Source organism: Actinokineospora sp. NPDC051303, from assembly GCF_055586285.1.
Map to the genome: position 1 here is coordinate 26486 of NZ_JBVJIN010000001.1, position 13902 is coordinate 40387.

At 73.4% G+C, this 13902-nt stretch carries 4 protein-coding genes and 1 pseudogene; all 5 read left to right on the top strand.

Annotated elements, in window-relative coordinates; translation table 11 throughout:
* Positions 1-68: 68 nt before the first annotated feature.
* Positions 69-4673 (top strand): annotated as a pseudogene (locus ACZ6SD_RS00105) (type I polyketide synthase); the annotation flags it as partial.
* Between the two features lie 31 nt (positions 4674-4704).
* On the top strand, positions 4705-10656 hold the full coding sequence (locus tag ACZ6SD_RS00110; RefSeq protein WP_465314650.1) for a type I polyketide synthase: 5952 nt from the start codon (positions 4705-4707) through the stop codon (positions 10654-10656).
* Positions 10653-12143, top strand: a complete 1491-nt coding sequence (locus ACZ6SD_RS00115; RefSeq protein WP_465314651.1) for an FAD-dependent monooxygenase — start codon at positions 10653-10655, stop codon at positions 12141-12143. Before ACZ6SD_RS00110 ends, ACZ6SD_RS00115 begins: the two co-directional genes overlap by 4 nt.
* A 16-nt stretch (positions 12144-12159) precedes the next feature.
* Positions 12160-13710, top strand: coding sequence for an acyl-CoA carboxylase subunit beta (locus ACZ6SD_RS00120; RefSeq protein WP_465314652.1), 1551 nt, complete (start codon positions 12160-12162; stop codon positions 13708-13710).
* Positions 13707-13901: an acyl-CoA carboxylase epsilon subunit gene (locus ACZ6SD_RS00125; RefSeq protein ID WP_465314653.1), complete on the top strand. Its 195-nt coding sequence runs from the start codon at positions 13707-13709 to the stop codon at positions 13899-13901. The genes ACZ6SD_RS00120 and ACZ6SD_RS00125 overlap by 4 nt, the downstream gene beginning before the upstream one ends.
* Position 13902 lies beyond the last annotated feature (1 nt).

The following is a 13902-nucleotide window of genomic DNA, read 5'->3' on the forward strand; positions in this document are numbered from 1 at the left end:
TGCGGGACTCGCTCAAGGAGGTCAACCGGCTGCGCGGGCAGAACCAGCGGCTGATCGACGCGGCCCGCGAGCCGATCGCCATCGTGGGCATGAGCTGCCGCCTGCCCGGCGGAGTGGTGTCGCCGGAAGGCTTGTGGGACTTGGTGTCGAGCCGGACCGACGCCATCTCCGCCTTCCCCACCGACCGCGGCTGGGACCTGGACCGGCTCTACGACCCGGACCCCGACCACGTCGGCACCTCGATCACCCGCGAGGGCGGCTTCCTGCACGACGCGGGCGGGTTCGACGCGGAGTTCTTCGGCATCTCGCCGCGAGAGGCGCTGGCGATGGACCCGCAGCAGCGCCTGCTGCTCGAAGCGTCCTGGGAGGTGTTCGAGCGGGCGGGCATCGACCCCACGGCCCTGCGCGGCAGCGACACCGGCGTGTTCGCCGGGCTGATGTACCACGACTACGACCCGCACCTGCACCGCCCGGTCGAGGGCGTCGACGGCTACCGGCTCACCGGCGGCCTCGGCAGCGTCTTCTCCGGCCGGGTCGCCTACACCTTCGGCTTCGAGGGCCCTGCGGTCACGGTCGACACCGCCTGCTCGTCGTCCCTGGTCGCCCTGCACCTGGCCGTGCGGGCGCTGCGCGCCGGCGAGTGCTCGCTCGCCCTGGCGGGCGGGGTGACGGTGATGTCCACCCCGGGCACCTTTGTCGAGTTCAGCAGGCAGCGCGGCCTGTCGACGGACGGCCGGTGCCGCTCGTTCGCCGAGTCCGCGAGCGGCACCGGCTGGGCCGAAGGCGTGGGCGTTTTGTTGGTGGAACGCTTATCCGACGCCGTGGCCAACGGCCACCCGATTCTTGCCCTGGTCAAGGGAACCGCGGTGAACTCCGACGGCGCGTCCAACGGGCTCACCGCCCCGAACGGCCCCGCGCAGCAGCGGGTGATCGCCGCCGCGCTCGCCGCGGCCGGACTGTCCACACGCGACATCGACGTCATCGAGGCACACGGCACCGGCACCACCCTGGGCGACCCGATCGAGGCGCAGGCGCTGATCGACACCTACGGCCAGGGCAGGCCAGCCGACCAGCCGGTGCTGCTGGGCTCGCTCAAGTCCAACATCGGCCACACCCAGGCCGCCGCCGGGGTCGCTGGCGTGATCAAGATGGTGCAGGCCATGCGGCACGGCGTGCTGCCCGCCACCCTGCACGCCGAGACGCCATCGCCGTTCATCGACTGGGACGCGGGCGCGATCGCGCTGCTGACCGAGGCGCGGCCGTGGGAGGTCGGCGACCGCCCGCGCCGGGCCGCGGTGTCATCGTTCGGCATCAGCGGCACCAACACCCATGTCGTGCTCGAACAGGCCCCGGTCACCGAGACCGAAACGGGGGAACGGCCGGAACTTCCGGTCGTGCCGCTGGTGCTGTCGGCCAAGAGCGTCGGCGCGCTGCGCGAGCAGGCCCGGCGGCTCGCGCAGACCGTGCAGGCCGCGGACGTCACCGACGTCGGCCACTCGCTGGCCACCACCCGGGCGCTGCTGGAGCGGCGGGCCGTCGTCCTCGGCGCCGACCGGGCCGAGATCGCCGCGAACCTCGCCGCGCTCGCCGAAGACCGGCCGTCGCCGGGAGTCGTGGTCGGCTCGGCGGGCGGCGGCGGGCTCGCGGTCATGTTCACCGGGCAGGGCAGCCAGCGCGCGGGCATGGGCCGCGACCTCGCGGCGGCGTATCCGGTGTTCGCCGAGGCGATCGAGGCCGTGTTCGCCCGCTTCGACGGCCTGCTGGACGAGCCGCTGCGCGAGATCGTGTTCGGCGGGTCCGCGCTGATCGACCAGACCGCCTACACCCAGGCTGGGCTGTTCGCGGTCGAGGTCGCGCTGTACCGGCTGGTCGAGTCGTGGGGCGTGCGGCCGGATTACCTGCTGGGGCATTCCATCGGCGAGGTCGCCGCAGCGCACGTCGCCGGGGTGCTCTCGCTGCCGGACGCGTGCGCGCTGGTCGCCGCGCGCGGCAGGCTGATGCAGGCGCTGCCTGCAGGCGGCGCGATGGTCTCGGTGCTCGCGCCCGAGGACGAGGTGGCCGCCGCGATCGCGGGCCGCGCCGGGGAAGTGGCCATCGCCGCGGTCAACGGCCCCCGGTCGGTCGTGCTGTCCGGCGACGAGGACGCGGTGCTCGCCGTCGCGGCGAAGCTGGCCGCCGCGGGCCGGAAAACCAGGCGGCTCACGGTAAGCCACGCGTTCCACTCGCCGCGCATGGCCCCGATGCTCGCCGAGTTCCGCGCGGTGGCGGAGAAACTGGCCTTCGCCCCGCCGCGCGTCCCGATCGTGTCGAACGTGACCGGCGAGGTCGTCACACCGGACGAGGTGTGCGACCCGGGCTACTGGGTGCGGCATGTCCGCGAAGCGGTGCGCTTCCGCGACGGGGTGCGGACACTGGCCGCGCGCGGGGTCTCCACTTATCTGGAACTCGGCCCGGACGCGGTGCTGACCGCCATGGCGCAGGACTGCCTGGACGAGCCAGCCGACGCGGCGATGGTCGCCGCGCTGCGCAAGAACCGCCCGGAGGCCCGTACGGTCGCCGCGGCGCTCGCCGAACTGCACGTGCGCGGCGCCGCGTCGGTCGCGTGGGCGCCGATGTTCGCGGGCGCTCGGCGGGTGGACCTGCCCACGTATCCCTTCCAGCGCAAGCACTATTGGCTTACCCCGCCGCCGCCCGCCGACCCGGCCGACGACCGGTTCTGGCGGGCCGTCGACGCGCAGGACCCGCTGCTGCTGGCCCAGGAGATCGGCTCGGACGCGCTGTCGGCCGCCCTACCCGACCTCGCCGCCTGGCGGCGGGCGCGCAAGTCCGCCGCCCAGGTCGACGGGCTGCGCTACCAGGTCGAGTGGCGTCCGGCCGCCGAGCCGCCCGCCCCGAGCGACGCGGACGAGACCGGCACCTGGCTGGTCGTCGTGCCCGCCACGCTGGCCGTCGCCCCGCTCGTCACCGCCTGCGTCGCCGCGCTGGCCGCCCGCGGCGCGAACCCGCTGCTGGTCCCGGTTCGCGCGGCCGACCGCGTTCCGGTCTTCGGCGACATCGAGCCCACCGACGCGGTCGGCGTCCTGTCGCTGCTGGGGTTCGGTCCGGACGGTGTCGCCGACACGCTCGCGCTCACCCAGGCGCTGGCCGCAGTCGATCCCGCGTGGACGCCCCGGGTGTGGCTGGCGACCCAGGGCGCCGTGGAGCAGGCCCCGATTGGGGCGCTGGCGCGGGAACTGGCCGCGGACCGGCTGTGGACCGGCGTTGTCGAGCTTCCGGAGTCCCTGGACGACCGGGCCGCCGCGGCGCTGGCCGCCGTGCTCGTCGCGGGGGAGGAGAACCAGGTCGCGGTGCGCCCGACCGGGGTGTTCGTTCCCCGGCTCGTCCGGTCCACAGTGGACAACCAGGCGGCCCCGTGGGCGCCCCGATCGACGGTGCTGGTCACCGAGGGCGTCGGGGGCGTCGGCGCGCACGTGGCCCGGTGGCTCGCCGCGGCGGGCGCGGAGCGGCTGATCCTCACCACCCGCGGCGCGCGGCCGGACACCGCCGATCTCGTCGCCGAGCTGAGCGCCGCCGGGACCAAGGTCGTCGTGGCCGACTGCGACCCCGCCGACCGCGCCGCGCTCGCCGAGGTGCTCGCGGACGAGCCGATCACCGCGGTCGTGCACATCCCCGCCACGCCGCCGACGGCCGCTCTCAGCGACCTTGACGCGGCTGACCTCGCCGCTGCCGTCGCCGGGGCGGCGAACCTCGACGCGCTGCTCGGCGACTACCCGCTGGACGCGTTCGTGCTGTTCTCGTCGGTCGCCGGAATCTGGGGCAGCCCCGGTCAGGCCGCCTACGCCGCGGCGGGCGCGTACCTCGACGCGTTGGCCCACCGCCGCCGCGCGGCGGGCCGGGTGGCGACCTCGATCGCCTGGGGCCTGTGGGCGGGCGGCGACCGGGCCGCCCAGTTGCGCGCGTTGGGCCTCGGCGAACTCGCGCCGGATCGGGCGCTGGCGGCCATGGCGGACGCGGTCGGGCGGGGCGAGCCAGCGGTGGTCATCGCCGACGTCGACTGGGCCCGGTTCGTCCCGGCCGTGACAGCCGCGCGGCCGAACCCGCTGCTCGGCGAGCTGACCGAAACCGTCGAAACACCGGTCGAGGACGCGGAAAGCGACTTCGTCCGCGAGGTCGGGGCGCTTCCGGCCGCCGACCGCGACCGCAGGCTGCTCGACCTGGTGCGCGGCGAAGTCGCGGTCGTCCTGGGCTACGACAGCCCCGCCGACGTCCCGCCCCGGCGCGCGCTCACCGACCTCGGCGTCGACTCCCTCGCCGCGGTGACCCTGCGCAACCGCCTCGGCGCGGCGACCGGGCTGCCGCTGCCCGCGACGCTGGCGTTCGACCACCCCAACCCGGCCGCGGTCGCCGCCTATCTCGCCGAAGCCGTCACCGCCGCCGCTGCCGAAGCAGCGCCGCTTGACGGCGTGTCGATCGACGCCGTGCTCGACCGGCTGGCCGCCGACCTGGCCACGACCACCGACGAGGAAGTGCGCGGCCGGGTGTCCGCCCGCCTGCGCGCCCTGCTCGCCACCGTGGGCGCCCCCGCCGACGCCGACGTCCTCGCGGCCCGGCTCGACGTCGCCACCGACGACGACATCTTCGCCTTCATCGACGGCGAGACCGGCCACCGCTGACCCCCGCTCCCACCCCGTTTGCGAGGACAGAATGAGCGCACCGACCGACGAGAAGAAACTCCGCGACTACCTCAAACGCGCCGCCGTCGAACTGCACGAGTCGCGACGCAGGCTGCAAGAGGTCGAGGACGCGACCCGGGAGCCGATCGCGATCGTGGGCATGGCCTGCCGCTTCCCCGGCGGCGTCCGCTCGCCGGAAGACCTGTGGCGGCTGGTCGACCGCGGCGGCGACGCCATCGCGGGCTTCCCCGCCGACCGCGGCTGGGACGTCGACGGGATCTACGACCCGGAACCGGACACGCCGCACAAGACCTACACCCGCCAGGGCGGTTTCCTCTACGACGCGGCCGAGTTCGACGCCGACTTCTTCGGCATCTCCCCGCGCGAGGCGCTGGCGATGGACCCGCAGCAGCGGCTGTTCCTGGAGGCGTCCTGGGAGGCCATGGAACGCGCGGGCATCGACCCGGCGAGCATGAACGGCTCCCGGACCGGGGTGTACGCGGGCTGTGTCACCGACGACTACCAGGTGACGCTGCTGTCCGCGGCCGAGGACGTGCACGCCTACCGGATGACCGGGGCCGCGCGCAGCGTCCTGTCTGGCCGGGTCTCCTACACCTTCGGGTTCGAGGGGCCCGCGGTCACCGTCGACTCGGCGTGCTCGTCGTCGCTGGTCGCGCTGCACCTGGCCGCGCAGGGCCTGCGGCAGGGCGAGTGCTCGATGGCGCTGGTCGGCGGCGTGACGATCATGGCGACGCCCACGGAGTTCGTGAACTTCAGCAGGCAGCGCGGATTCTCCGCCGACGGGCGCTGCAAGGCGTTCGCCGCGCAAGCGGACGGGACGGGGTGGTCCGAGGGCGTCGGGGTGCTGCTGGTCGAGCGGCTGTCCGACGCGCGCCGCAACGGGCACCAGGTCCTCGCGGTCGTCGTGGGCAGCGCGGTCAACCAGGACGGCGCGTCCAACGGCCTGACCGCGCCCAACGGCCCGTCGCAGCAGCGGGTCATCCAGCAGGCGCTCGCATCCGCGCGACTGCGTCCGTCCGATGTGGACGTCGTGGAGGCGCACGGCACCGGCACCCGGCTCGGCGACCCGATCGAGGCGCAGGCCCTGCTCGCGACCTACGGCAAGGACCGGGAGCAGCCACTGCTGCTGGGGTCGGTCAAGTCCAACATCGGCCACACTCTCGCTGCGGCGGGGGTGGCGGGTGTGATCAAGATGGTGCAGGCCATGCGGCACGGGATCGCGCCGCGCAGCCTGCACATCGACCGGCCGCACCCTTTCGTCGACTGGTCCTCCGGCGCGGTGGACCTGCTCACCGAGGCCCGGTCGTGGCCGGAGACCGGGCGCCCGCGCCGCGCGGGCGTGTCGGCGTTCGGGATGAGCGGCACCAACGCGCACGTGATCTTGGAGCAGGCGCCCGCCGCCGAACCATCCCCGGCCGCTCCTGTTGACGCTTTCGTTGTGCCGCTTCAGGTTTCCGCGCGGAGCGAGACCGCGCTGCGCGCCCAGGCCGAGCGGCTGCGCGCCCACCTGGCGAGCGGCCCGGCACTGTCGCTTGTGGACGTCGGGTACTCGCTGGCCACCGGTCGGGCTTCGCTCGACCACCGGGCGGTCGTGCTCGCCGGGGACCACGAGACCGCCGACGCCGGTCTCGCCGCCCTCGCCGAGGGCGTGGCCGCGCCCGCCGTCGTGCGCGGCATCGCCAAGGACCGGGAGAAGACCGTCTTCGTCTTCCCCGGGCAGGGCGCGCAGTGGCTCGGCATGGCCGTGGACCTGCTCGACACCGCACCCGTCTTCGCCCGGCGGCTCCGGGAATGCGACGCCGCCATAAGGTCCTCTGTGGACTGGTCGGTGGAAGCCGTGCTGCGCCAGCGGGACCCGGCGGCGCTCGACCGGATCGAGGTGCTCCAGCCGCTGCTGTTCGCGGTGATGGTGTCGCTGGCCGAGCTGTGGCGCACGCACGGGGTGGAGCCGGACGCGGTCGTCGGTCACTCCCAGGGCGAGATCGCCGCCGCGTGCGTGTCCGGCGCGCTGACCTTGCACGACGCGGCCCGGATCGTGGTGCTGCGCTCGCAGTTGTTCGCCGACGAGCTGGTCGGCAAAGGCGCGGTCGCCTCTGTAGCCCTGTCCCGCGCGGAGATCGAGCCGCTGCTGCTGCCCTACGGCGACCGCCTGGCCGTCGCGGGCGTCAATAGTCCGCGGCTGGTCACCGTCGCGGGCGAGCCCGGCGACCTCGCGGAGTTGGTCGCCTCGGTCAAGGAGCGCGGCGTGCGGGCCCGGGTGATCCCGGCGACCGTCGCCTCGCACTGCGCCCAGGTGGAGCCGCTGCGTGAGCGCGTCGCCGAGCTGCTGGCGTTCGTCCGGCCCGCCGTGGGCAAGGTCCCGCTGTATTCCACCGTCGACGGCCGCGTCCTCGACGGTTCGGAGCTGACCGCGGACTACTGGTACGAGAACTGCCGACGGCCGGTCCTGTTCGAGCCCACCGTGCGCGCGCTGCTCGCGGACGGATTCGGGGTGTTCGTGGAGTCCAGCGCCCATCCCGTGCTGACCCTGGCCATCGATGAGACGACGGAGGCGGCGGCAGCGGACGCCGTCGTCGTCGGCACCCTGCGCCGCGACGAGGGCGACCTCACCCGCTTCCACACCTCCCTCGCCGAAGCCCACACCCAAGGTGTCCCAGTCGACTGGTCGCCCACCTTTACCGGCGCCCGACGCGTCGACCTGCCCACCTACGCCTTCCAGCGCAGGCGTTTCTGGGTCGACCCCACACTCCCCGCTAAGTCCGATGTGGACAGCGAGTTCTGGGCGGCCGTGGAGAACGGCGACCTCGCCACCCTCACCGACACCCTCCCCGCAGCCGAGCCGGACGCGCTGCGCGCCGTCCTGCCCGCGCTGACCGCATGGCGCCGCGCCGCCAAGCAGCGCGCGGACATCGATTCCTTGCGCTACCGCCAGCTCTGGCGCCCCATCAGCGACCCGGCCCCGGTCTGGCCGACCGGCCGCTGGCTCATCGCCATCCCCCCGGGCGGCGACGCCGGTCCGGTGGCGGCTTTGGGCGACCACGGCGCGGACGTGGTGACCGTCGTGGTGGACCCGGCGGCTGACCGCGCGGAGGTGACCGCCGCTGTACGGGCCGCAGCGGGCGGGCAGGTCGCCGGAGTCGTGTCCCTGCTTCCGTTGGCGGTGACCGATTCCGCCCGGCCGCACAGCTCCGCCGCGCTCGCGGGCACGCTGCTGCTGTTGCAGGCGGCGGCCGACGCCGAGTTGGGCGGCAAGGTCTGGTCCGTCACCTCGGGCGCGGCGGCGGTCGAGGACGGTGAGCCGCTGACCGCCCCGCACCAGGCTGTGCTGGCCGGACTCGGGCGGGTCGCCGAGATCGAGGTGCCGCACCTGTGGGGCGGGCTCATCGATGTCGGCGACCTCGGGGACCGGACCGTCGCCCGCCTCGCGGGCGTGCTGGCAGGCGGGGGCACCGAAGCCCACGTCGCCGTCCGGGAGTCCGGCACGTTCGGCCGCAGGCTGGTCCGGGCGAGTGGGCGCGGTCGGGCGGACTTGCCGGTGCTCACCGGTACGGTGCTCGTCACCGGCGCCACCTCCACCGAGGGCTTCCAAGCGGCCCGGCACCTTGCCGCGGCCGGACCCGACCACCTGCTGCTCACCGTGGACCACGACGCGGCCCCGGCCGCCATCACCCAGATCGAGGCGGACCTGGCAACCACCGGTGCCCAGACCACGATCACCCCGTGCGACCTGGCCGACCCTGACCAGGTCGCGGCCCTCCTGGCGGGCGTCCCCGCCGACGCGCCGCTTTCCGCCGTGATCCACGCGGCAGGCGTGACGGACGAGGAAGCTCTAGGCTCCCTCACCCCGGACCACCTAGCCCGGATCACCCGCACACGCATGGCGGGCGCGTGGAACCTGCACACGCTGACAGCAGACTTGGATCTGACAGCGTTCGTGCTGTTCTCCTCGGTCACCGCCACCCTCGGCGGCGGAGTCGGCTTAGGCGGCCTCGCCGCCTCCACCGCCTACCTCGACGCACTCGCCGACCACCGCCGCGCCCTCGGCCTCCCCGCCACCTCCCTGGGCTGGGGCGTGTGGTCACCCTCACCACCAGCCACGGCCGATTCCGACCGCCGCGCCCTGGGTCTGTCTGCCGCCGTCTCGGGGCAAGGTGCGGATTCTGCCCCGCCTCCGGCCGTGGTCGAGTCCGATAACAGTGTCCTTGGCCTTTCCGCTACATCCTCGGCGTCGGATTCGGTCCCGGCGCACGTTGCGGCCGAGTCCGACCGCCGTGCCCTGGGTTTGTCTGCGGCCGCCTCGGGGCAGGGTGCGGATTCTGTTCCGCCGCTGGCCGTGGTGGAGTCCGGTAACAGTGTCCTTGGTCTTTCCGTTTCGTCCTCGGCCCCGGCGCGCGTTGCGGCCGATTCCGACCGCCGCGCCCTGGGTCTGTTTGCCGCCGCCCCGGGGCAGGGTGCGGATTCTGCGCCTCCGGCTGTGGTGGAGTCCGGTAACGGCGTACTTGGTCTTTCCGCTACGTCCTCGGTGTCGGAGTCGGCCCTGGCGCGGGTTGCGGCCGACTCCGACCGCCACGCCTTCGGTCTGTCTGCCGCCGTCTCGGGGCAAGGCGCGGATTCTGCCGCGCCTCCGGCCGTGGTCGAGTCCGGTAGTAGTGTCCTTGGGCTGCCTGCCACCTCCTCGGCGTCGGATTCGACCCCGATACCCGCTGCGGCCGAGTCCGACCGCCGGGAGCGTCTCGCCCGTCGCGGTCTGCCGATGCTCGACCCCCGGCTGGCGGCCGCCGCGTTCCAGCAGGCCCTTGCCGCTCCCGGCGAGACGGTCGTGCTCGCGGACATCGACTGGGCCACCTACCTGCGGGTTTTCGCCGCGGACGGCCAGCGGAGCCTGCTGGCCGAACTGCCCGATGCCCTGTCCGCCCGCGCCACGTCTTCGACCTCGGACAGCGCGAGCATCTTGGCCGAACTGTCTACACTGGACCCGACCGCCCGGCGGTCCGCCCTGCTCGCGGTGGTGCGTGCCGAAATGGCCGCCGTGCTCGGCCACGCCGACGCCGAGGCCGTCGCCCCGGAGCGCGACTTCCTCGAACTGGGCATGGACTCGGTCACCGGAGTGGCCCTGCGCAACCGCGTCGAAGCCGCGACCGGCGTTCGCGTCCCGGCGCGCGTCATCCTCGAACGACGCACCGCCCTCGCCCTCGCCCGCTACCTCGACGCCGAACTGACCGACACAGCCGTCGATTCCGCGGCCCAAGACAACGCGACCGCCAGCCCCCTTCCCACACTGGTCACCTTGACCCCCGGGCCCGGCCTGCTGTGCTTCCCGACGGTGCTCGCCACCTCCGGGCCGCACCAGTTCGCCCGGCTCGCCGCGTCGTTCACCGGCGGTGTCACCGCCGTCACCCTGCCCGGTTTCGTCGCGGGTGAGCGGCTGCCCGCCACCCTGGACGCCTTCGTGGCGGCAGCGGCCAACGCGGTCAAAGCCGCCGACCGGCCCCGGGTGCTCGTGGGCTACTCGTCCGGCGGTGTGCTGGCCCACGCCGTGGCTGTCCACTTGGAACAATCCGGCACCCCGGTCGACGCGGTGGTGCTGCTCGACACCTACCCGCCGGGCAGCCCGACGCTGGCCGCCGTGGGGCCAGCGCTGATGGCGGGCATGGGCGAGCGCTTGCGCGATCTCGGCGCCGACGACACCCGGTCGGCCGCCATGAGCCACTACCTCACGCTCATCGCCGACTGGACCCCAACCGACCTGACCGCCCCGGTCCTGCTCGTCCGGCCGACCGATCCGGTTCCCGGCCTGGAGTCCACCGCGGACTGGCGCTCGACCTGGCCGCGCCGGCACCACGTGCTCGACGTGCCCGGCGACCACTTCTCCCTGATCGAACAGCACGCCGAGTCCACCGCGGCGGTGATCGGGCAGTGGCTTGCCCGCACCGCTCCCGCGTCCACCGAGGGGAACTCATGACCGAGTCCGGACAGGACCGCGTGCCGGTCCTCATTGTCGGCGCAGGCCCGGTCGGCCTGGCCACCGCCTGCGCGCTGTGGCGGCGCGGGGTTCCCGCGCGGATCGTGGAAGCGGCCAACGGCCCCAACCTCGGTTCCCGGGCCGTCCAACTGCATCCGCCGACCCTGCGCGTGTTCGCCGAACTGGGGATGCTGGCCGACGCGGAGGCGCTGGGCCTGAAGATCCGCACCACCAGCTACCACCTGGCTGGCGGTCGGACGCTGAAAGTGACGCTGGGCGCGGAGAACGAGCCGCTGATGCTGCCGCAGGAGCAGACCAGCAGGCTCCTGGAACGGGCGCTCGAACAACTCGGCGGCAAGGTCGAGCGGTCCACCACCGTGACCGCTGTCTTGCAGACCGAAGACAGCGTCACCGTCTCCGCGACCAGCGCGGGCCGCACCGAACGCATCTCGGCGGACTACCTCATCGCCGCCGATGGTGTGCGCAGCAGTGTGCGCGACCTGCTCGGCGTCGAGTTTCCCGGCAGCCCGGTCCGCACGAACTTCCTGCTGGCAGAGGGAAAAATCAGCGCGAACCTGGAAACCGACGCCGTGCACTACTTCCTCGGCCGCACCGGGTCGGTGGTGTTCGCCTCGATGCCCGGCGGCCGGACCCGGGTGTCCGGCGCGGTCGCCGACGACTATCCGATGACCGCGGAAGGCGTGCAACGCCTGCTCGACGAGCGCGGCCCCGGCGACGTCGCCGTGCGCGGCCTCGACATGGTCAACAGCTTCACCAGCCAGGAACGGATCGCGGCGCGGCTGCGGGTCGGCCGCTGCTTCCTGGTCGGCGACGCCGCGCACACGCACTCGCCGCTGGGCGGCCAAGGTCTCAACCTCGGTCTGCAGGACACCCACAACCTGGCCTGGAAACTCGCCGGGGTCATCCACGGCAAGCTCAGCCCGGCGATCCTGGACACCTACGAGCCAGAGCGCCGCCAGGCCGCCGAGCACATCGTGCGCACCACCCGCCGGTTCCTTCAGGTGTTCATGCTCGGCCCGATCGGCTCCCGGGTGCGGAACCTGTCGTGGAGCACGCTCAGCGCCACCGGGGTCCTGCGCCGCTGGTTCGTCCCGCTGCTGGCGGGCTGGCGGATCGCCTACCCCGACGTCCTGTCCGGCCAGGATGCCGCGCCGCGCCGGGGCATCCTGCCCAGGCCGGGAACCCGGCCCGCGCACTGGATCGCCGACGCGGTGGCCGCGGCGCCCCCGGACGACCGGTTCCGGCTGCTCACCCTGGGCTCGCCCGGCAGGGGGTTCACCTCGTGGGCGGCCGAGATCGCGGGCAGGCACCCGGAAATCGCGGTGCACCAGCACATCCAGCCCGCCCGCGCCACCGGGTTCGTCCTGCTGCGCCCGGACGGCTACGTCGCCGCGGCGGGGACCCGGCTGACCGACATCGAGCGCGCCGACCGGGTGCTCGCCCACGTGGCCGCCGAGCCCAGGTGAGAGGGGAAGTGCCGCCATGCCGACCAGGGGAAGTCTGGACGAACTACGCGAACTCAAGGAAGCCGTCCGCGTCGGAACCGACCAGGAGGCGACCGCCCGGCAACACGCCAAAGGCAAGCTGACCGCCCGCGAACGGATCGACCTGCTGCTCGACCCCGGCACGTTTCAGGAGATTGACGGACTGCGCAGGCACCGAGCGACCGGATTCGGCCTGGAAACCCGCCGCCCGCACACCGACGGCGTCGTCACCGGCTGGGGGCTGGTGCACGGGCGGACGGTTTTCGTGTACGCGCACGACTTCCGCATCTTCGGCGGCGCGCTCGGCGAGGCCCACGCCGCCAAGATCCACAAGCTGATGGACCTCGCGGAAGCCGCGGGCGCCCCGCTGGTCAGCCTCAACGACGGCGCGGGCGCCCGCATCCAGGAAGGGGTCACCGCGCTCGCGGGCTACGGCGGGATCTTCCGCCGCAACACCCGCAATTCCGGGGTGATTCCGCAGATCAGCGTGATGCTCGGCCCGTGCGCGGGCGGCGCGGCCTACGCGCCCGCGCTCACCGATTTCGTGTTCATGGTGCGCGGCATCTCGCAGATGTTCATCACCGGCCCGGACGTCGTGGAGACGGTGACCGGCGAGCGCGTCACCAGCGACGGGCTCGGCGGCGCGGACGTGCACGCCGAGGTCTCCGGCGTGGCCGCGTTCAGTTACGACGACGAGGAAAGCTGCCTGGAGGACGTCCGGTACCTGCTTTCCCTGCTGCCGCAGAACAATCGGGAGACCCCGCTCGCGGTCGCCTCGGCCGACCCGCCGGACCGGCGCACCGACGCGCTGGCCGAGATGGTGCCCGCCGACCCGCAGCGCGCCTACGACATGCGGGATGTGATCGAGGAGATCGTGGACCACGGCGACTTCTTCGAGGTGCACACACGGTGGGCGACCAACGTCCTGTGTGGACTCGCGCGGCTGGACGGGCATGTGGTCGGCATCGTGGCCAACCAGCCCGCTTCGGTGGCCGGGGTGCTGGACATCGACGCCTCGGAGAAGGCCGCGCGGTTCGTCTCCACCTGCGACGTGTTCAACATCCCGCTGCTGACCCTGGTCGACGTGCCCGGCTTCCTGCCCGGGGTCGGGCAGGAGCACGGCGGCATCATCCGGCATGGCGCGAAACTGCTCTACGCCTACTGCGACGCGACCGTGCCGCGCGTGCAGCTGATCGTGCGCAAGGCTTACGGCGGCGCGTACATCGTCATGGACTCGCGCTCCATCGGCGCGGACCTGTCGCTGGCGTGGCCGGGCAACGAGATCGCGGTCATGGGGGCCGAGGCCGCCGCCAACGTCATCTTCCGCCGGGAGATCGCCGCCGCCGACGACCCCGACACGGTCCGCAAGCAGAAAATCAAGGACTACCAGGAGGAACTGATGCATTCCTTCTACGCGGCCGAACGCGGTCTGGTCGATGACGTGATCGATCCCGGCGACACCCGGCGGGTGCTCGTGGCCGCGTTCGCCATGCTGCGCGCCAAGCACGCGGACCTGCCGTCGCGCAAGCACGGAAACCCGCCGCGATGAGCGCGGTCCGGGTGATCCGCGGCAACCCCTCCGCGGAAGACCTCGCCGCGCTCGTCGCCGTGCTCGCCGCCTTGGCGTCCGATCCCGTCGAGCGGGCAGGCTCCACGGCCCGGGCGGCGTGGGACCGCGGCTCGTTCCAGCAGGCCGGGTCGTGGCGCTCGGCTTCCCCAGTCCCAGCGCGAGTGAGGTGAC

What these genes read in the sequence shown, in the direction of transcription:
- ACZ6SD_RS00125 (WP_465314653.1), top strand. Translation starts at nt 13,707, where the DNA reads ATGAGCGCGGTCCGGGTGATCCGCGGCAACCCCTCCGCGGAAGACCTC.
- ACZ6SD_RS00110 (WP_465314650.1), top strand. Translation starts at nt 4,705, where the DNA reads ATGAGCGCACCGACCGACGAGAAGAAACTCCGCGACTACCTCAAACGC.
- ACZ6SD_RS00120 (WP_465314652.1), top strand. Translation starts at nt 12,160, where the DNA reads ATGCCGACCAGGGGAAGTCTGGACGAACTACGCGAACTCAAGGAAGCC.
- ACZ6SD_RS00115 (WP_465314651.1), top strand. Translation starts at nt 10,653, where the DNA reads ATGACCGAGTCCGGACAGGACCGCGTGCCGGTCCTCATTGTCGGCGCA.